This window comes from Tissierella simiarum (genome assembly GCF_018917865.1).
Classification (GTDB): Bacteria; Bacillota; Clostridia; order Tissierellales; family Tissierellaceae; genus Tissierella_C; species Tissierella_C simiarum.
In genome coordinates, this window is record NZ_JAHLPM010000012.1 from 19,835 (window position 1) to 40,481 (window position 20,647).

At 31.5% G+C, this 20,647-nt stretch carries 20 protein-coding genes; 18 read left to right on the forward strand and 2 right to left on the reverse strand.

The window, feature by feature from the left end; translation table 11 throughout:
• Position 1 precedes the first annotated feature (1 nt).
• Complete coding sequence (locus KQI42_RS13780; RefSeq protein ID WP_216520785.1) at positions 2-757, reverse strand: MurR/RpiR family transcriptional regulator; 756 nt, start codon at positions 755-757, stop codon at positions 2-4.
• On the reverse strand, positions 757-2,331 hold the full coding sequence (locus KQI42_RS13785; protein WP_216520790.1) for a PTS transporter subunit EIIC: 1,575 nt from the start codon (positions 2,329-2,331) through the stop codon (positions 757-759). The genes KQI42_RS13780 and KQI42_RS13785 overlap by 1 nt, the downstream gene beginning before the upstream one ends.
• Before the next feature lie 383 nt (positions 2,332-2,714).
• Between KQI42_RS13785 and KQI42_RS13790 the strand changes: the two genes are divergently transcribed.
• The 18 genes from KQI42_RS13790 (at position 2,715) to KQI42_RS13875 (ending at position 20,642) form a co-directional block, all read left to right on the forward strand.
• Positions 2,715-3,941, forward strand: coding sequence for a BaiN/RdsA family NAD(P)/FAD-dependent oxidoreductase (locus KQI42_RS13790; protein WP_216520792.1), 1,227 nt, complete (start codon positions 2,715-2,717; stop codon positions 3,939-3,941).
• Positions 3,942-3,953: 12 nt separating this feature from the next.
• Entirely contained in the window at positions 3,954-4,769 is an 816-nt protein-coding gene (locus KQI42_RS13795) for an HAD family hydrolase (protein WP_216520794.1), read from the forward strand.
• Positions 4,770-4,855: 86 nt separating this feature from the next.
• Entirely contained in the window at positions 4,856-5,812 is a 957-nt protein-coding gene (locus KQI42_RS13800; RefSeq protein ID WP_216520798.1) for a sugar-binding transcriptional regulator, read from the forward strand.
• A 20-nt stretch (positions 5,813-5,832) separates the two neighbouring features.
• Positions 5,833-6,198 (forward strand): transcriptional regulator GutM, encoded by a 366-nt coding sequence (locus KQI42_RS13805; protein WP_216520800.1) that lies wholly within the window; start codon positions 5,833-5,835, stop codon positions 6,196-6,198.
• A 56-nt stretch (positions 6,199-6,254) separates the two neighbouring features.
• On the forward strand, positions 6,255-6,788 hold the full coding sequence (srlA, locus tag KQI42_RS13810; RefSeq protein ID WP_216520803.1) for a PTS glucitol/sorbitol transporter subunit IIC: 534 nt from the start codon (positions 6,255-6,257) through the stop codon (positions 6,786-6,788).
• A gap of 19 nt (positions 6,789-6,807) precedes the next feature.
• Positions 6,808-7,788 carry a PTS glucitol/sorbitol transporter subunit IIB gene (srlE, locus tag KQI42_RS13815; protein ID WP_216520804.1) on the forward strand — a complete coding sequence of 327 codons (981 nt, stop codon included), beginning with the start codon at positions 6,808-6,810 and terminating at the stop codon, positions 7,786-7,788.
• Positions 7,789-7,810: 22 nt separating this feature from the next.
• A complete protein-coding gene (locus KQI42_RS13820; RefSeq protein WP_216520805.1) occupies positions 7,811-8,161 on the forward strand; it encodes a PTS glucitol/sorbitol transporter subunit IIA in 351 nt (116 codons plus the stop codon).
• A gap of 243 nt (positions 8,162-8,404) precedes the next feature.
• Positions 8,405-9,700 carry an NAD(P)H-dependent oxidoreductase gene (locus KQI42_RS13825; RefSeq protein WP_216520806.1) on the forward strand — a complete coding sequence of 432 codons (1,296 nt, stop codon included), beginning with the start codon at positions 8,405-8,407 and terminating at the stop codon, positions 9,698-9,700.
• 234 nt (positions 9,701-9,934) lie between these two features.
• Positions 9,935-12,859 carry a sigma 54-interacting transcriptional regulator gene (locus tag KQI42_RS13830; RefSeq protein ID WP_216520807.1) on the forward strand — a complete coding sequence of 975 codons (2,925 nt, stop codon included), beginning with the start codon at positions 9,935-9,937 and terminating at the stop codon, positions 12,857-12,859.
• Positions 12,860-12,863: 4 nt separating this feature from the next.
• Positions 12,864-13,328 carry a PTS sugar transporter subunit IIA gene (locus tag KQI42_RS13835; RefSeq protein WP_216520808.1) on the forward strand — a complete coding sequence of 155 codons (465 nt, stop codon included), beginning with the start codon at positions 12,864-12,866 and terminating at the stop codon, positions 13,326-13,328.
• Positions 13,329-13,398: 70 nt separating this feature from the next.
• Positions 13,399-13,683 (forward strand): PTS sugar transporter subunit IIB, encoded by a 285-nt coding sequence (locus KQI42_RS13840; RefSeq protein WP_216520809.1) that lies wholly within the window; start codon positions 13,399-13,401, stop codon positions 13,681-13,683.
• Positions 13,684-13,705: 22 nt separating this feature from the next.
• Positions 13,706-15,052 carry a PTS galactitol transporter subunit IIC gene (locus tag KQI42_RS13845; protein WP_216520810.1) on the forward strand — a complete coding sequence of 449 codons (1,347 nt, stop codon included), beginning with the start codon at positions 13,706-13,708 and terminating at the stop codon, positions 15,050-15,052.
• 63 nt (positions 15,053-15,115) lie between these two features.
• The gene (locus KQI42_RS13850) at positions 15,116-15,763 is read left to right on the forward strand and encodes an L-ribulose-5-phosphate 4-epimerase (protein WP_216520811.1); all 648 of its coding nucleotides are present in this window, start codon (positions 15,116-15,118) and stop codon (positions 15,761-15,763) included.
• A gap of 124 nt (positions 15,764-15,887) precedes the next feature.
• Positions 15,888-17,006 (forward strand): iron-containing alcohol dehydrogenase family protein, encoded by a 1,119-nt coding sequence (locus tag KQI42_RS13855; RefSeq protein WP_216520812.1) that lies wholly within the window; start codon positions 15,888-15,890, stop codon positions 17,004-17,006.
• Between the two features lie 59 nt (positions 17,007-17,065).
• Positions 17,066-17,557, forward strand: a complete 492-nt coding sequence (locus KQI42_RS13860) for a hypothetical protein (protein WP_216520813.1) — start codon at positions 17,066-17,068, stop codon at positions 17,555-17,557.
• Positions 17,558-17,683: 126 nt separating this feature from the next.
• Positions 17,684-18,640, forward strand: a complete 957-nt coding sequence (locus KQI42_RS13865; RefSeq protein WP_216520814.1) for a sugar-binding transcriptional regulator — start codon at positions 17,684-17,686, stop codon at positions 18,638-18,640.
• A gap of 30 nt (positions 18,641-18,670) precedes the next feature.
• Positions 18,671-19,633 (forward strand): thiamine pyrophosphate-dependent dehydrogenase E1 component subunit alpha, encoded by a 963-nt coding sequence (locus tag KQI42_RS13870; RefSeq protein ID WP_216520815.1) that lies wholly within the window; start codon positions 18,671-18,673, stop codon positions 19,631-19,633.
• Between the two features lie 13 nt (positions 19,634-19,646).
• Complete coding sequence (locus tag KQI42_RS13875; protein ID WP_281420459.1) at positions 19,647-20,642, forward strand: alpha-ketoacid dehydrogenase subunit beta; 996 nt, start codon at positions 19,647-19,649, stop codon at positions 20,640-20,642.
• Positions 20,643-20,647: the final 5 nt, after the last annotated feature.

Genomic DNA, 20,647 nt, shown 5'->3' on the forward strand with positions numbered 1-20,647 from the left:
TTTACTCCTTTCTATGCATGTCGATATACGTTATCAGAATATGGGTTAGTGTGTGTAAGCCAATTCTTGAAATTAGATCATTGTATTTTGTTTCCGTATCATCGGCAAAGCAAAACATATTATAATTAGCTAACTTTTGTAATGAATTGTTAGAGAAAGAAGTTAGTGCAATAACATCTATACTTCTTGCTCTAGCAGCCTTAGTTATATTTAATATTTTTTCTGTTTCTCCAGATAGGGACATGACAAAGATAGTCTCCCCCTCGCCAAGTCCCTCACCTAAAACATCTATAAGATTAGGATCTCTAATCAATATAGACTTTACTTTAAGTAAAGCCAATCTGGAACTTAAAAGGTCTGCAATAGGTTCAGATGCTCCTCTTGCAACAATATATAGCATCTTAGAATTTAATATTTTTTCTACAATAGCCTTTATATTTTTTTCACTTTGAAGTGCTAAGGTTTTGCTTACTTCTCCGTGAATATTACCTAATATATCTTGAAAAGATAGTATTTGATCCTTCTTCTTTTTATTTTGAACGTAATCTTTTACATAATATCTAAGTTCGCTATAGCCATCAAAGCCAAGCTTTTTAGACAGATTGATAACAGAAGTCTTTGAAACATATAGTTTTTCTGCTATCTCATTTGCTGTAAGATGAATTACCTTTTCAGAATTAGTCATAATATATTCTATTATTTTTTTCTCAAGCCCAGTAAGTTCTGAATATCTCTCTGTCAATTTACTTAGATCCACTATTTGACCACCTCACCTTGTAATTGATTATCTACAGCATTTCTAACAAATTCTACATTAGGACCAAATACAATATGTATATGGTTTTTAGTAGGGAAGAATATTCCCGAAGTTCCAGATGTCTTTAATTTTTCTTTATCTACTAATTTCATATCCTTCAAATCTATTCTTAACCTAGTAACACAGTTTTCAACATGAATTATATTACTTCTTCCTCCTAATGCATCTATTACTATAGACGCAACTTCGCCATATCTTTTTTCTTTTAATAAGGAGTTATATTCTATATCTTCTTCTTCTCGACCTGGAGTCGGAATATTCCATTTTTTAATAGCCCAAGTAAATAGAAAATATGTAATAAAGAATAATGGAATACCTACTATTAAGAGATTGTACCATCTTGTATTTTCATACATTAAACCGAAAATAGCAAAATCAAATATTGTTCCTCTAATATACCCTACACCTGTTTTTAATAAGTATAATACTACTGCTCCACCGGCTGCTAATAAAACATAGAGTACATATAGTAATGGAGCAATAAACAGGAATGAGAACTCCATAGGTTCTGTTACATTTCCTAAAAACGGAGTAAGAACCATAGTTATAATAATACCCTTTACAAAAGGTTTGTTTTTAGCATAAGCTGTTTTATACATAGCAAGACCTATTGCCGGAATAATAAATAATGTTACAAGCATTTGGTTTTGTGCCATAAATCTGGTTAGGTCTGGTAACATTTCCCAAGCTTCATGGTTTGGACCTAACTCGAATAAAATTTTATTTAATGCTGGCAATACTCCAACAAAGGTTTCTCCTGCAATTACATAGGTTCCTCCAGCAGGAGTAAATCTAAGTAAGGCACTCCAAACATGGTGAAGTCCAAATGGAATTAAAAGACGTACCATAACTATGTTTAAAAATACTCCAAAAGGTCCACTTAAGATAATAGATGACATTGAAATTAATGCATTAGTTAGCATTTGCCAGAAAAATGGTATAATAAGTCCAATAACCATAGTTACACCAATAGAAATAATTGGTACAGATTTTTTACCACTAAAGAAAGCAAATGCTACAGGAAGTTCAAGATTATAAAAACGATCTGTTAGTATTGCTCCAACAAGACCACTTATAATACCTCCAAGTACATCTAATCTTAAAGTTTGAATACCTAATACCATACCTTGACCAACTTGAGCCATTTCTTCTGCTGATGCAAGGTTTCCTGTTGCTTTTAACCAAATATTAATTGTTGCATTTAAAATTAAATAAGAAATAATAGACGAGAATACGGCTATACCCTTTTCCTTCTTTGACATTCCATAAGCTACACCCATAGCAAACAAGATAGGAAGATTACTGAATATAACGTTTGCAATGTCCCTTAAGCTAGTTAAAATAAGTTGAACAGTAGCATTGCCTAGAAAGGGAACTCTTTCAATCATGTACCCTTGTACTAGAGCTCCAGCTAATCCTAATACCATCCCTACAGGTGCCATTACAGCTATGGGAAGTAATAAGGATCTACCAAAGCGTTGAATTTCTTCACTAGATTTACCACGTTTTGACAATTCCTTCACCTCTTTTTTTCAAAATATTTTGAAACTACCTTTATTTAATATTCTCATACTAAATCCTCAAACACAATAGGTATGGAGGGTTTAGGACCATATTACCTGCTTTTGTCCTTGGTAATTATACATGACTTTAGTCTATGAGTGCAATAAATAGCTATACGATCCTATTTAACTTTATATAACAAAATATATTCTTCAATAGAAACTTTTATGAAATAGGAAAATAATGGGGAAAAAGTTATTTCTGTGTATAATTCAGATCTTTGGATTATACACTGTTTTCTTTTTTGTCAATTTTTATTGTTAAAATAGACAAAACTACTAATAATGTATAAAATAAATAAAGAATAATTAAATTTGGATAAAGGAGTTTTTATATGAGCAATAAAATAATTATTATTGGTGGGGGCGCAGCAGGAATGATGGCTGCACTATCGGCAAGGAGAAATGGTGGTGAAGTACTAATATTAGAAAGAAACGATAGGGTTGGTAAAAAAATTTTAGCTACAGGAAATGGTAGATGTAATTATACCAATCTTAATTTATCAATAAATAATTATCATGGTAAAAATCCAAAGTTTGCCTATAGTCCATTATCACAATTTAATGTAGAAAAAACCATTGATTTTTTTGAAAAACTTGGAATAACTCCAGCTGTAGAAGACAATGGGAAGGTATTTCCTTTATCTTTTCAAAGCTCCAGTGTATTAGATATATTAAGATTTGAGTTAGACTATGAAGGAGTAGAGGTAATAACAGGAGCTTTTGTGGCGGAGATAAAAAAGAAGAATAAGTTCAAAGTAACTTTAAAAGATGGGAAGAGTTTTGAAGGCGATAAGGTGATTATTGCTACTGGGGGAATGGCTTCTCCTAATACAGGTTCTGATGGTAATGGCTATACTTTATGTAAAAGCGTTGGTCATACTATAGTAGATGTTTTTCCTGGATTAGTACAGTTAAAACTTGAAGGCAATTTATTTAATCAGCTAGATGGCGTTAAATTTGTTGGTGCAGCAAGTTTGTATCAAGATAAAAGGCTGATAAAAGAAGATAAAGGGGATATATTATTCACCAACTATGGCATATCTGGACCGCCAATACTACAACTTAGTAGAATCGCTTTAGAGTACTTAAATAAAGGAAAGGAAGTAGAAATTAAAGTATCTATAATTCATACGAAAAGTGAGGAAGAACTATTTGACTATTTAATATATAGATTTGAACTTATGCCAAAGAAGACTATAGAAATTGCTTTAGTTGGACTAATAAATAAAAGGCTTATACTTCCCATTTTGAAAGAAACAACTATAGATAAAAATAAAAATGTAGCAAATTTATCTAAAGAAGAGATATTAAAGATAGCAAAAATACTTACAGATTGGAGATTTAAAGTTATTGGCAGTAAATCTTGGGGAAATGCACAAGTTACTGCAGGAGGAATATCTACTAATGAAATAAATAGTTCTACTATGGAGTCTAAAATTATTAAGGGACTTTATTTAGTTGGAGAAGTAATAGATATTGACGGAGACTGTGGAGGATTTAATCTTCAATGGGCTTGGTCTTCAGGATATATTGCTGGAATAAATGCAGCGAAAAAATAAGGAGGAGTGGAAATGTACAAAATATTAGCATTGGATTTAGATGGAACTTTATTAAATAAGAAACATGAGGTATCAGCTAAAAATAGAGAAATGATAGAAAAAATAAAGGAAAAAGGAATAAAGATAATCTTACTTTCGGGTAGAGAGCCGGGTTCTGTAAAATACTATAGTGAACAGCTGGGATTAGAAGAAATATTATCTGGATTTAATGGAGGTATAATTACAGATAATAAGGGGGAAAAAATTTATTTTAACCAGTGTTTACAAGAAGAATTGGCAAAAGAAACTATATTTTTAAGCGAAAAAATGAATATGTGTAATGTAGTATTCATAGGAAATAAATTATATACACAGGATAAGAAAGATAGCCGATTTAAAACTTTTGAAAAATACACTTTAGTTTCTATAGAAGAAGTAGGCTGTTTATCTACATTTTTAGAGAAAAATAAACTTTGGAGTAATATTAACAAAATATTATTGACTGATGATAATAAAATACTAAATGAATGTAAAGATATATTGGAAGAAAAGGTTGATAATGGTTTAACTATGCAATTTTCACTACCTTTTTTCTTAGAGATATTTAGTAAAGATATATCGAAAGGAGGTGCATTAGAAGAGATTAGTAAATTATATAAAGTTAACAAAGAAGAGATTATAGCCATAGGAGACGGAGAAAATGATATTACTATGATTCAATATGCAGGGTTAGGAGTGGCTATGGATAATGCACCAGAGAATGTAAAGGAAATTGCAGATTTTATTACTTTATCTAATGAAGAAGATGGAGTAAGTAGTGTAATTAAAAAATTTATAGTTAATAAATAAACAAAACTTGACTATTATCGACATTATGATAGAATTTAATTGAAATTATTTTTATATATTGAAAAAAAATTCAAGGCGGTTATAAAATGGAGAAAAAAGGATATAGCGTTAGGCTTATGGTAAAATGTGCCAAAATGTATTATGAAGAAAGTATGAATCAAGGAGAAATATCTGAAAAATTACAAATTTCAAAATCCTCTATATCTAGGATATTATCTGCAGCTAGAGAAGAGGGGATTGTAAAAATTATTGTAGAGAATCCATTAAAGGATGAACATATAGATTTAGAAAAAGAATTGGAAAAGAAATTTAATTTAAAAGAAGTTATTGTAGTAGATAGTAGTGATAAACCAGAAGAAATTAAAAGGGATTTAGGAAGAGCAGCAGCAGAATATTTACAAAGAATTATAAAAGATGGACAGATAGTAGGTATAACTTGGGGAACTACTTTAAGAGAGATTCCCCAATTTGTAAAGAATGATAAGAAGAATAAAGTAACCTTTATTCCTATGTTAGGAGGTATAGGGGAAACAGAAATAGATATACATCCTAATCAAATTGCATTAGAATTAGCAAAAAAATTTAATGGAGATTGTAAGTTATTACATGCACCTTCAATTGTTGATGATTTAAAGAGAAAAGAAACTTTTATTCAAGATAAAAATATTCAAGGGTTCTATGAGTTATTTGATAAGATAGATATTGGAGTGATGGGTATTGGATATCCATTACTTAATTCATCTACCCTTTTAGAAAGCGGATATTATACTATGAATGACATAAAAAGATTAGAAAATGAAGGTGCTGTAGCAGATATTGGTTCACTTTTTATAGACAAAGATGGAAAAGGCGATAAATTTGAATTTAATGAAAGAGTTATAGGAATTGATTTAGAAGGGATTAAAAAGATTCCATTAACTATAGGTATAGCAGGGTCTATTTTAAAAAAGAATGCTATACTAGCTGCAATTAAAGGTAAGTTTATTAAAGTGCTAATAGTGGATGGAATTACTGCTAAGTCCATGTTGGAGGAAACTAATTAATCTAAAAAGTAGGTGATACAATGGTTCATAAGGCTTTAGCCTTCATATTTGGATTGTGGATACTACAAGGATTGATGTCGTACGGTCAAATTGTACATTATAGGAAAACCTTAACCCGATTAAAAACTAAAGGAAGAGTCTTTATTGGACAAGAAAAAGGAAAGCTAAAACCGGGTAGTATAGTTTTATTGGTAGTAGATAATAGCAATAAAATTATAGATGTGCAAGAGATGAAAGGTATATCAGTATTTGATAGGTTTAGAAAAAAAGAGAAGTATATTGGGAAATCCTTGGAAGAATTGGTGGAAGAATTGTCTCAATTTAAAAAAGAAACTGTTACCACAAAGGCTATGAAAAAAGCTTTAAAGGATTTTTCTTTAACTTAAATATTAAATTTAAGGAGGATAGCTGTATTACAATATTTTATTAAAGGAGGAATAGCATGGAATTTCTGGCAAAAGCAGCAGAATGGTTTATTGGTTTGTTCCAAGAAGGTGGAAATACCTTTATGGGCTTAGTTACTGGAATTTTACCTACTTTAATTGTTTTAATCACCTTTGTTAACGCTATCATTAAGTTGGTAGGAGAAGATAAGGTACAAAAAGTTGCAACAATAGCAACAAAAAATATAGTTACTAGATATACTATATTACCTTTACTGTCTGTATTTTTCTTAACAAATCCTATGTGTTATACTTTTGGAAAATTTGTAGACGAAAAATATAAACCAGCCTTTTATGATGCAGCAGTATCCTTTGTTCATCCTATTACAGGACTATTTCCTCATGCTAATGCATCTGAATTATTTGTGTATTTAGGTGTAGCAGAAGGCTTGAAACAACAGGGATTACCTTTAGGTCCAATTGCAGTAAGATATTTTATAGTTGGATTGATAGTAATTTTCTTAAGAGGAGTTACAACAGAAATAATTACTGCAAAAATGATGGACAAGCGAGTAGTGTCTAAGAATAGTTAGTGAATAAGGAGGGATTCTAATGTATAGAGCTGTTAAAATAAGTAAAGGTTCTGGAGGATTTGGTGGACCCCTTGTTATAAAGCCAGAACCAGGAAAGGATAAGATTCTTTCAGTAACTGGTGGAGGTATTAGTCCTGTGGCTGAAAAAATTGCGGAAATGACTGGAGCTACAGCTGTAGATGGATTCAAAACATCTATTCCTGATGGAGAAGTATTACTTGCAGTAGTTGACTGTGGTGGAACTGCAAGATGTGGAGTATATCCTAAAAAAGGAATTTATACAGTAAACTTAACTCCTGTAGGACAATCAGGACCTTTAGCTAAATATATTACTGAAGATATATATGTATCAGGGGTTACTGAAAAGACTTTAGCCTATGCTGATGATAAAGAAGCGTTGCCAACAAAGCAAGAAGTAAGAGCAACAATTGATGCAGCAAAAAAAGCTAAAGCACAGGAACCAGAGAAAAAAGGAAATATTGTAGAAAGAATAGGAAAAGGCGCAGGAAAAGTTGTAGGTATTTTTTATGCAGCAGGTAGAGAGACTATAGATTCTGTAATTAAAAATATTTTACCTTTCATGGCTTTTGTAGCAATGCTTATTGGTATAATACTTAAATCTGGCATAGGCGATTTTATAGCAAAAACAATAGCTCCTTATTCAGGAAGTTTGCCAGGACTGCTAGCTATATCTGTAATTGCAGCATTACCAGTGTTATCACCATTGCTAGGACCTGGAGCTGTAATAGCCCAAGTTGTTGGAGTATTAATAGGAGTTGAGATAGGAAAAGGTAATATTCCACCTCAATATGCATTACCAGCACTATTTGCAATTGACCCACAAGTTGGTTGTGATTTTATACCAGTTGGATTAAGTTTAGGAGAAGCAGAGCCAGAAACTGTTGAAGTAGGTGTACCTGCCATATTATTTTCAAGATTAATAACAGGACCTATTTCAGTAATTATTGCATATTTATTTAGTTTTGGATTATACAGATAATATTTTTTGGAGGAAAGGTTTAATGAAATATAAAGTTGAAGTTGTAAAAATTGGAGATTTAGTTGAAGAATTATTAGGAGAAAATATGTTAATACTGTTTAATTCTAATGCTCCCGAGGAGCTGGCAGAGATATCGGTTTTACACACTACTAACGATTTAAAGGAAGATGTAAAACCTGGTGATATTATTAAAATTGGTGACATAGAATATAGTGTTACTGGCGTAGGTAGTGAAGCTAATAGTACTTTAAAAGAATTAGGACATTGTACTTTAAAATTTAATGGATCAAATACGCCAGAGTTACCTGGAATAATTAACTTAGATGGTGATATACCAAATATAAAAGAAGGAGATACAATATCCATATATTAGTCTTCTTTATGGAATGTATCCCCAAAGGAAATTATACAGTTATAAAATCCTTTCCTTAATGGGGAAGGATTTTCTTCTTTTATTGTACAAGATATAAAAGAAAATATCTATATATTATTGAAAAAATGTAGATAGACCTTTTATTTTAGTTAGTTGACTATTTAATTAAAGAGGTATATAATTTAATTGAAATAAATTTAGAGGTATGAAATAAATTTCACAAGTAAAATAGGGGGAATAAATATGCTAGGTTTAAATACTAAGTTAGGTGAATTGGAATCAAAGAATGAACATATTAAGGTTGCACTAGTTGGAGCAGGTCAAATGGGAAAAGGTATGGTAAGTCAAATGATGCTTATGAAGGGCATGATTCCATCCTTAGTTGTTGATATTAACTTAGAAAATGCTGTTGAATCTTTTACTTTAGCAGGAGTTTCCAAAGATGACATAGTTATAGCTAAAAGTTTGGAAGATATTAATATAGCTATGGAAAGCAATAAATATATTGTATGTGATAATGCTGAATATGCAGCAAAAGCAAACTTAGTTGACGTAGTAGTAGATGCTACAGGTGTACCAGATATAGGAGCTAAAATTGCAATGGATTCTATATTTAATAAGAAGCATATAGTTATGTTAAATGTAGAAGCGGATGTAGTAGTTGGACCAATTTTAAACAAACTGGCTAAAAATGCAGGAGTTGTATATACCGGGACGGCAGGAGATGAACCAGGTGCAGTTAAAGAATTATATGATTTTGCTGATGCTTCAGGGTTTGATATTGTAGCTATAGGTAAAGGAAAAAATAATCCTGTAAATTTAGAATCCAATCCTGATAGTGTTAGAGAACAAGCTTTAAAATCAGGTGTAAGTCCTAAAATGCTAGCTTCCTTTAAAGACGGAACTAAAACCATGGTAGAAATGACGGCTATGGCAAACGCTACCGGATTTATACCAGATGTTAGAGGGGGACATGGACCAGAAGCTGAAGTAAAAGATTTACCACAACTTTATAGACTTAAGGAAGACGGTGGTATTTTAAATCAATATAAAATAGTTGATTATGTAAACGGTATTGCACCAGGAGTATTTATTATAGTAACTACAAAGCTACCTCAAGTTCATCATGAAATGCAATATTTAAGCATGGGGCCTGGACCAAATTATGTACTATATCGTCCATACCATCTAACTAGTTTAGAAACACCTTTAACTGTAGCTAGAGCGGCTATTTATAATGAACCTACAATAATACCTATGGACGGAAGACCTATTGCAGAAACCATAACTGTAGCAAAAAGAGATTTAAAGGCAGGAGAAAAATTAGATGGAATTGGTGGCTTTACTGTATATGGTAGTATAGAAACTTATGAGAAAGCAAAAGAAGAAAAGCTGTTACCAATAGGATTGGTAAATAAAAATACAGTTATTAAAAAGGACATAAAGAAGGGCGAGTATATAACTTATGATATGGTAGATTTAGATACTACTACTTTAATATATAAACTTAGACAGCTACAAGAAGATCTAATAAAATAAAAAATGACATTTAACAAAAAAATCCGATTCTTAGAATCGGATTTTTTTGTTTTTACTGGTAGTTTTGGTAGGAATAAGCGGTAGAAAAAGTAAGACCAATGGGTATAATATGTATAAAGGTGGTTTTATAAGTAATAATACTGGCTGAATATGTTGATTTAACATATTCTTATTTTTGTTTTTAATGTTGGCACGATTATTGCTTATTATAATTTACAAGTGAGGATGATAGTCATGAAGGAAAAATTTTTAAATGTTATTGGTAAAGAAAATATAAAGAATCCTTATACAGACTCAGAGATTGCTAAATTACTTAATGTTAAAAGAGAGACTATAACTTCTTTACGTAATGATTTAGGAATCCCTAATTCTATGGAGAGAAGAAAAAATACCTTAATTGATTTAGTAAATAAGATTTTAAAAGATGATAAAGATATTTCAGAAAGAGAACTAACAAAGAAAGTAAATGATTTAGGGTTTAATGTATCTCGCCATACTATTAGAGAATGTAAAAAGGAGCTGGAAGAAACTAAAGATAAGATGAAGGATGTTTATCTAAAAGAATCTGAAGATGATAATGAAGATCAAGAAACCTACAAAGAAGTATTAGCTTTTGAAAAAATTATTGGTTCTAAAGGGAGTTTAAAGCCTTATGTACAGCAAGCTAAAGCAGCTATGATGTATCCCCCTTATGGACTTCATACTTTAATATTAGGACCTACGGGAGTAGGAAAAAGTGAATTAGCTCAAGCTATGTATAACTTTGGAAGGGAGACTAAAAAAATAGATAGTGATTCTGTTTTTATAGTTTTTAACTGTGCTGACTATGCAGATAATCCTCAATTACTAATGTCTCAACTATTTGGATATGTTAAAGGAGCTTTTACTGGTGCTGATGAAGGAAAGGAAGGGTTGGTAGAAAAGGCTAATGGTGGAGTACTTTTCTTAGATGAAGTTCACAGATTGCCTCCAGAAGGACAAGAGCTATTATTTTATTTAATTGATAAGGGTAAATTTAGGAGACTAGGTGAAACGGATGCTGAGAGAGAAGTAAATTTAATGATTATAGCAGCTACTACTGAAAATCCAGATTCAACACTTTTAGATAGCTTTAGAAGAAGAATACCTATGACTATAGAATTACCTTCTCTTGCTTTGAGATCTTTAGATGAAAGGTTGGAGATGATAAAAGAGTTTCTTAGAAGGGAAACAAATAGAACAAAAAACTCTATTAGAATAACCAACGATGCATTAAAAGCTTTATTACTATACGATTGTCCAGGTAATATTGGGCAGCTTAGAAGTGATATACAAGTATCTTGTGCTAGAAGCTTTTTAAACCATGTAGTTAACCAAACTAATATCATGGAAATAACTATAGAAGAACTTCCTATAAGTGCTAAAAAAGGTTTATTAAAGATTCAGAACAATAGGCTGGAGACAGAAAAATTAATTGGAGTAGGAGATCTAATAATATATGTAGATAATAAACCTATTGAAAGTACTCCTAAGGAAAACCTTTATATTCTTCCTAATGAGATTTACAGTTATATTGAGGAAAGATATATCGAACTGCAAAATGAAAGAATGAATCAAGATTTGATAAATTATATCATAGGAAGTGAAATGGAAGAAAAGTTAGAAAAGCTAATGAGCAAGGTAAAAGAAAATATAAAACCTATAGACAAAAAAGATTTAGCTAATATAGTAGGTATTCAAGTAATTGATATAGTTGAAAAAATAACTAGAATAGCAAAATGGAAATTAGGAATTAATGAAGAAAATTTATACTATGTTTTAGCTACCCATTTAAGTGCCACTATCGAGAGGGTTAAAAAAGGAATAATAATAAGAAATCCTCAGCTAGATAAAATAAAAAAAGACTATAATAAAGAATTTATTGTGGCAAAAGAAATGGTTAACATAATTGAAGAAGAGTTAGATGTAGAACTTACAGAAGATGAGGCAGGATTTATTACTATGTATCTTCGCTTAACAATGGAAGAAGAGAGTAAAATAGAAGGACGAGTAGGTGTAGTCTTAATATCTCATGGTAATGTAGCTTGTGGTATGGGAGAAGTAGCCAATAAATTACTAGGAGTAAATCATGCTAAAGCTATAGAAATGTCTTTAGATGAAAGTCCAGAGCTGGCATTAAAAAGGGCTACAGATCTAGTTAAAAGTGTAGATGAAGGCAAAGGAGTTCTTTTAATGGTAGATATGGGTTCCCTTGCGACCTTTGGAGAATTAATTACCAAATCTACAGGGATTAAAACTAGAACTGTATCTAGGACAGATACTGTAATGGTAATTGAAGCCGTTAGACGCTGTATATTACCGGAAGCTAATTTAGATCAAATAGCAGACTCGCTTGAAAAGGAACCAAAACAAAGAGGAAGAATAAATAAAAAGAATAATTTAGGAAAGCCTAAAATCATATTAACCATTTGTATAACTGGGCAAGGTTCTGCTAAGAAAGTAAAAAAATTGGTTAGCAATATAACTAATCAATATGATGAACAAATAACTATAATTCCTATAGGTGCTATGGATGAAAACATTCAAAGCATTATTGAATCTATACAAAGGGATAATGAAATAATAGCTGTAGTAGGAACTGTAAATCCTAAAATTCAAGGTGTGCCCTATATATCACTAGAGGATATTATAAATGGAGTTGCTGAGGAAAAATTAAAAATTATTATAGATGTACAAGAACAGAATAACGGCGCTTATTATTACAATATCAACACTATATTAGATGCAGATACTACAATTTTTAATATGGATGTTGCTGATAAAAAGGAAGCTATTGAGAGATTAGGCTCACTATTATATGAGCAAGGGTATGTAAATGATAATTTCATAAATGCAACTATTGAAAGAGAAGAATTGGGTCCATCTTTTTTAAGGGAAGGAGTAGCAATTCCTCATGCAGATCCTAGTTTTGTAATTAAGCCAAAGATAGCTTTGGGATTATTAAAAAATCCCATTGATTGGAATGGAAATGAAATAAAAATCGTACTTTTATTGGCAATTAATAATGAATGTATAGATTTAATTAGGGAACTAAAGAGATTTTTTGAAGATGATGATAATTATGTAAATATATTAAATGCAGAAAATTATAATGCTGTAAGACAAGTGCTTGGGAGGTAGTGAAATGACTGATAGTAAAAAAATGTTTAGAGAAGATTTAATTTTGTTTAATATGGAAGCTAAAGATAATAAAGATGCTATTGAACAGTTGGCTAATAAATTATTAAGTAAAGGAATAGTAAAAGAAAGTTTTGTAGAAGCTATAAAGGCGAGAGAAGATAATTATCCAACAGGATTGCCTACTGAAACTATAGGTGTGGCTATTCCTCATACAGATGCTATTCATGTAAATGAAGGAGCGTTAGCTATTGGACTTCTAAAAGAGCCTGTAGCATTTCAAATGATGGGTATGCCTGAAGAAACTGTAAATGTAAGTGTTATATTTATGATGGCTTTAAATGAAGCTCATGGGCATCTAGAAATGTTACAAAAACTTATGGGAATATTTCAAGAAAAGGAATTATTAATTAAAATAAATGAAGCAAAAACTCCAGAAGAAATAGCAGAAGTTTTAAGTGATGTAATATAGTAGTTTTTAAACATTAATTTTTCATATTAGTGTTTTAAATATATATTTCTATTAGAAGGAGGTGAAAAGAATGGCTAAAATACTAGTAGCATGTGGTACAGGTATCTGTACTTCAACAATGGCAGTAGACAGACTAAAAAAAGAGTTAAATGCGAGAGGTAAAGGAAATAATATAACTATTGTTCAATGTAAAGTAGCAGAAATACCTTCAAAGGTAAATGATGTTGACTTAATAGTATGTACAACTCAAGTGTCTGGCAATATTTCTAAACCTGTTGTATCAGGTCTTCCATTCCTTACTGGAGTAGGAGTTGACAAAGTTATAGATGAAGTAATAGAAAAATTAGGACTATAATAAGGTGAGGGGGATTTATCTAATGTCAATCCTAGGTTTTATAGATAAAATTGTAGGTTTAGGGGCACAAGTAATGATGCCTATTATCATAACTATATTTGCTATGGTTTTAGGAGTAAAGTTTGGTAAAGCTCTTAGAGCCGGTCTTACTGTTGGTATTGGATTTGTAGGATTAAACTTAGTAATAGGATTATTAGGTGGCAGTTTAGGACCAGCTGCTCAAGAAATGGTTACTAGACTAGGATTGGATTTAACCATTATTGACGTAGGCTGGCCAGCAGCTGCCGCTATAGCTTTTGCATCAAGGGTAGGAGCTTTAATCATACCCTTGGGCTTAGGTGTAAATGCTATAATGCTATTAACTAATACTACTCAAACTTTAGATATTGATATTTGGGATTATTGGCACTTTGCTTTTACAGGAGCATTAGTAGCAGGTGCTACAGGTAGTACTGCTTATGGATTATTAGCAGCAGCATTAAACATGGTAATAGTAATGGTAATTGCTGACTTAACTGCTCCAGGAATAGAAAAATATCTTGGACTTCCAGGAATTTCATTACCTCATGGATTCTCCGCTGCATATGTACCGATTGCAATCGTTATTAATAAGATAATAGACGTGATTCCTGGAATTAATAAAATAGATATAGATGCAGAAGGATTACAAGAAAAGATTGGTATATTTGGTGAACCTATATTAATGGGTACTTTAATAGGTTTAGCAATAGGTGTTGCAGCAGGATATGATATAAAAGGTGTTTTAGAAATGGGTATAACATTAGGTGCAGTTTTAGTTTTAATGCCTAAAATGGCAGCGATGTTAATGGAAGGTTTAATGCCAGTTTCTGAAGCCGGTCAACAATTAATTCAAAAGAAATTCCAAAACAGAGGGAAAATATATATTGGACTTGACTCTGCAGTAGGAGTTGGTCATCCTGTAACTCTTACAGTAGCATTAATTTTAGTTCCAGTTACAATTCTTTTAGCAGCTATACTACCAGGTAATAAAGTGTTACCTTTCGCTGACTTAGCGGTTATACCATTTGCTTTAGTTATGCTTGTACCTGTTACTAAAGGTAATGTATTTAGAACATTCGTTATAGGACTTTTAATAATATCTTTTGGACTATTAATTGCTACAAATTTAGCACCATTACACACACAAATGGCTCTTAATGCTAACTTCCAATTACCAGAAGGAGCTACTATGATTTCAAGTATTTGTGATGGAGCTAACCCATTAAGCTGGGCATTTACAAAAATTATGGAATTTAAAGTTATAGGTGCAATTATAATGACAGTTATAGCAGTTGGTCTAGCACTTTACAATAGAAATAGGATAATTAAAGAAAACATTAATGCTTAAGCATAATTATATAAACCCAGTATCTACTGGGTTTATATAATACCAAGGAGGGAAAATAAAAATATGTTATTACAAGAATTAAGACAACAAGTTATAGAAAAAGGAATACAACTAAAAGAATATGGACTTATAACTCTTACAGGCGGGAATGTAAGTGGTAGAGATAAGGAAACAGGATTAATTGTAATTACTCCAAGTGGTATGGAATATAGCAAATTAAAACCAGAAGATGTTGTTGTCGTTGATATAGATGGCAACATAAAAGATGGTCATAGAAAACCAAGTTCCGATTTAATTACTCATTTACAAATATATAGAGCTAGAGAAGATATAAATGGAATCATTCATACCCATTCAACTTATGCTAGCTGCTTCGCTATATTAAATGAAAGTATACCTGTAGCTTCTACTACTATGGCTAATGAAGTGGGAGGAGAAGTACCAGTAGCCAAATATGCTCCAGTAGGCTCAGAAGAATTAGGTATAAATATAATTGAAAAAATAGGTAATCAAAAAGCAGTATTACTTCAAAATCATGGAGTGTTTACTTTTGGAGAAGATCCACATCATGCATTAGTAGCTGCTGTAATGTTTGAAGATGCAGCTAAAGCATACTATTTAGCAAAAGCTATTGGCGAACCTGTCTTATTACCTGAAGAAGAAGTTAAGAGGGCCAATGAACTATTTAAAAACGTCTACGGACAAAGATAAATTTATAGAATATGAATACTTTAAAAGGTCCAGTATATTTAATTATCTTAAATACAAATAAGATTTGCTGGATCTTTTTTATTATAAATAATTTAAATAAATATATTGAGAATGGAGTGATACAATGAACTTTTCTTTAAACTTTCCATCTAATTTAATTTTTGGTCCTAATAGTGTGGAAGAAGTAGGTGAAAAAACAAAAGAATTTGGTGAAAAGTGCATTATAGTTACTGGAAAAAATTCAACTAAAAAATCTGGTGCATTGGATAAAGTCCTAAACAGTTTAAGTGCAAATAAAATAACTAGTCTAGTTTTTAATCATATAGTAGATGAACCTAATACCATTATGGTAGATGAAGTTAGGAAATTAGCGGAAGAAGAAAGAGCAGACTTTATTATAGGTCTTGGAGGAGGAAGTCCTCTAGATGTAGCTAAAGCTGCTGCTGGTTTGTATGGACAAGAAGAAGATACTCTAGAATATTTAAATAAGAAACCTTTTGAATATAAAGGAATCCCTTTTATTGCTATTCCTACTACTTCTGGTACAGGAAGTGAAATAACTTTAAATTCTGTTCTATATAATAGTCGGACTAATAACAAGGCTAGTATAGCTCATCCTAAATTTCAATCTAGACTAAGCATAGTGGATCCAATTCTTACATATTCCATGTCTCCAGAGGTCACAGCATCATCAGGAATGGATGCTTTAACTCACGCCATAGAGTCTTATACTTCTAAAACTGCTAATCCTGTTACTAAAGCATTGGCTGGTGAGGCTATAAGGCTTATAGGAAAAAGTATATTAAAAGCTGTTCATAATGGTAATGACAGTGAGGCGAGAACTAACATGGCTTTGGCAAGTACTACAGCTGGTTTAGCTTTTGCACAAACAGGAGTTGGAGTAGCTCATGCTATATCACATCCCTTAGGTGCTATATTTGAAATATCTCATGGTGTTGGAAATGCTATCTTGCTTTCTCCTGTTATAGATTTTAATGATAGAGATTGTCATGAACAATATGTAGAGATAGGAAAATTATTAGGAGGAGAAAAAAGTGCTTCATCTCAAATAAAGAAACTTCTTAGAAATATGCCTATTCCTCAGAATCTAACAGAAGCAGGATATAAAAAGGGTAAAGAAGATTTAATAATAGAAAAGACTTATGAGTCTAGATCTTTAAAAAAGAATCCTAGACAGGTAAATAGAGAGGATATTTTAGAAATAATAGAAAAGTGTTTATAGATAATAGCTTATTTTTAATTTGATGATAAAATTAACTACTTTAGTGGGGAGGAAAAAATTTGAAAACTTACAGTTATAATCCCAGTAGATACTTTTGGGCTGTAACAGCACCTGGTATTTTAATGATTGTAGCTTTAGTTTATGGTATTGTTATATCGTTTCAAAACCCGGGGTTTAATATATACGGTCTAATTGCCTTTATAGCTGTCTACGGTATTAATAATACATTCATATCTATTAGCTATCCCAAAAAAATTATAGATGATGGAGAAAAAATTGAATTTTATGCTTTTGGAAGAAGCCATAGTTATTATTGGAAAGAAATTAAATCCTTAAGAATAAAAGAGTTTTATGGTGGAAAACTGTATTTGAGAGTAGGAAATTCTAATGCTTTTAAAGGTAGATATTGGGTGAAAACTTCTATGTTTAACGATGGTATAGATCTCTATAATAAGTTTAAAGATGCTGAAAAAAGGTTACATCCTGATTTATTAAAATTTCAGCAACGTCCTTCTAATACTAATATATCTAAGAAGAAAAAGAAAAAGTAATAAAAAAGATTTTAACATATGTTAATTCGATTGACATATGTTAGTGATATGTTATAATTATAATCATAGAACAGATATATAAGTAACGTATAAAAATATAGAAGTTTAATAAGGGGGTAAAAGCTCTTGACTATTAACGATACCCGAACTAGAAAGCTTATTGAAATATCCTATATGTATTACATCGATGGGATGAGCCAAAATCAAATAGCCAAAGAATATTCTATTTCCCGTTCAATGGTTTCCATGATGTTGAATGAAGCAAGAGCTAAGGGAATAGTGAAAATAGAAATAAAAGATTCTGGAGATCTATATTGTTTTGATTTACAAAGAAAGCTGGAAAGAATATTTGGAATTAAAAAGGCTATTGTAATACCTATGCTTTCAAAGGATATCAAAAATAATATTACACAATTAGCCGATGCTGCAGTAAATTATTTAACTCAAGTTATAGATAATAATATGATTATAGCAGTGTCTTGGGGTAGAACAGTTTATGAAATTGCAAATAGGATGAAGCCTAATGGAAAAACGAATCTTACAATATCTCCCCTAGTTGGAGGAATAGGAAATGAAATGAATATATATCATGCTAATGTTATTTCAGATACTATGTCTAAAAGATTAGGAGCAGTTTCCTTGGGACTTTACGCACCTGTATTCGTTTCTACTAAAGAAGTAAGGGATATTATATTTAAAGATAAAAGTATAAAAAAAGTATTAGAGACCAGCCAAAATGCAGATATTGCAATAGTAGGTATAGGTAGTATTGTTTCTTCTACTATGGAGGATATAGGTGTATTAGAAAAGGAAGATATTTGTAATTTAAAGGATAATGGAATAATTGGAGATATTAGTACATGTTTTTTCGACAAAAATGGGCAGAGTGTTAAAAATAATATATTTTCAGATAGAACTGTGGCATTATCTATTGAAGAGTTAGAAAAAATTCCAAATATAATAGCTGTAGCTGGAGGCAAAAAGAAAGTGGAAGCTATTCATGGAGCACTAAAAGGAAAACTAATGGATGTATTAGTTACTGATGAAGAAGTAGCAAAAGAAATTTTAAAAAAATATGAATAAGTTTATTCACAAACCTGTAGGAGGGATAAAATGGCTGATATAAGCAAAGATATATTAAAAGAAATGTATAAAAGAATGAATGAAGCTAGAGCCTTTGAAGAAAAGGTAAGTTACTTTTTTGCAAGAGGAATGGTTCATGGAACAACTCACTTATCCATTGGCCAAGAAGCTTCTGGAGTAGCATCTTGTATGGCATTAAATAATGATGATTTAATAACATCTACCCATAGAGGTCACAGCCAAGTTATTGGTAAGGGCATTGATTTAAATAAAATGGTAGCAGAATTATTAGGAAAATATACTGGTTATTGTAAAGGTAAAGGCGGTTCAATGCATATTGCAGACGTTGATGCTGGAAACTTAGGAGCAAATGGTGTAGTAGGCGGAGGACATGGAATATCCGTTGGAGCAGCTTTGACTCAACAAATGAAGAAAACTGGAAAAATAGTGCTTTGTTTCTTTGGAGATGGAGCTTCTAATGAAGGAAGTTTTCATGAAGCTTTAAATTTGGCTTCTGTTTGGAAATTACCAGTTATATTCTATTGTGAAAACAATCTTTATGGTATGAGTGTTCCTCAAGGAAAAGCTATGAACATTAAAGATGTTGCTGATAGAGCTTCTTCTTATGGAATACCAGGATATATTATTGATGGAAATGACGCAGTTGAAGTATATACAAAAGTAGGAGAAGTGGCTAAATACGTTAGAGAAGGAAATGGACCAGTTTTAATTGAAAGTAAAACTTATAGATGGTTAGGTCACTCAAAATCTGATGCTCAAATTTATAGAACTAAAGAAGAAGTGGAAGAATGGAAGAAAAAATGTCCAATTAAGAGACTTAGAAGCTATTTAATCGAAAATAAAATTATGACAGAAGAAGAATTAGATAGAATCGAAAAAGATGCAAAACAAGCTATTGAAGATGCAGTGGAATTTGCAAATAATAGTCCAAATCCACCTATAGAAACTATTACAGAAGATGTATATGCTTAAAGGAGGGAATACCATGAATTACGAAATGAAAGAAATGACCTATAAAGACGCTGTTAATTTAGCAATGCGTGAAGAAATGAGAAGAGATGAAGAAGTATTTTTAATGGGAGAAGATGTAGGTTTATATGGAGGAGCTTTTGGTGTTTCTGTTGGAATGCTAGAAGAATTTGGAGAAGATAGAGTAAGAGATACCCCTATTTCTGAAGCAGTAATTGCAGGTGCAGGTGCAGGTGCTGCGGTAACAGGAATGAGACCTATTGTTGAAATAATGTTTATGGATTTTACTACTATAGCAATGGACTCTTTAGTAAATCAAGCTGCAAAGATGAGATATATGTTTGGCGGAAAAGCTAAAGTGCCAATGACATTAAGATGTCCTGGTGGTTCGGGTACTGGAGCAGCAGCGCAACACTCCCAAAGTTTAGAAGCTTGGTTCTGTCATGTACCAGGATTAAAAGTAGTTGTTCCTGGAACAGCAGCAGATGCAAAAGGACTACTAAAAGCTGCTATAAGAGATGATAATCCTGTAGTATTCGTTGAACAAAAAACTTTATATAAAGAAAAGGGAATGGTTCCAGTAGATGAAGATTTCATTATTCCACTAGGAAAAGGTGAAATCAAGAAAGAAGGAACAGATGTAACTGTAGTTTCTTACGGAAGAATGTTACCTAGAGTATTAAAGGTTGCTGAAGAATTAGAAAAAGAAGGAATTAGTGTAGAAGTAGTAGACCCAAGAACTTTAGTACCCCTAGATAAAGAAATAATTATAAACTCTGTTATTAAAACAGGAAGAGTCGTTTTAGTAAATGAAGCATGTAAGACTGGAGGATATATAGGAGAAATCGCATCAGTTATTGCAGAAAGTGAAGCTTTTGATTATCTAGATGCTCCAATATTGAGATTAGCTGGATTAGACGTACCAATTCCTTATAACCCAGAATTAGAAAAAGCTGCTGTGCCTAGTGAAGAACAAATCAGAGCAGGAATACTGAAAGTTATGAACCGATAGGGGGG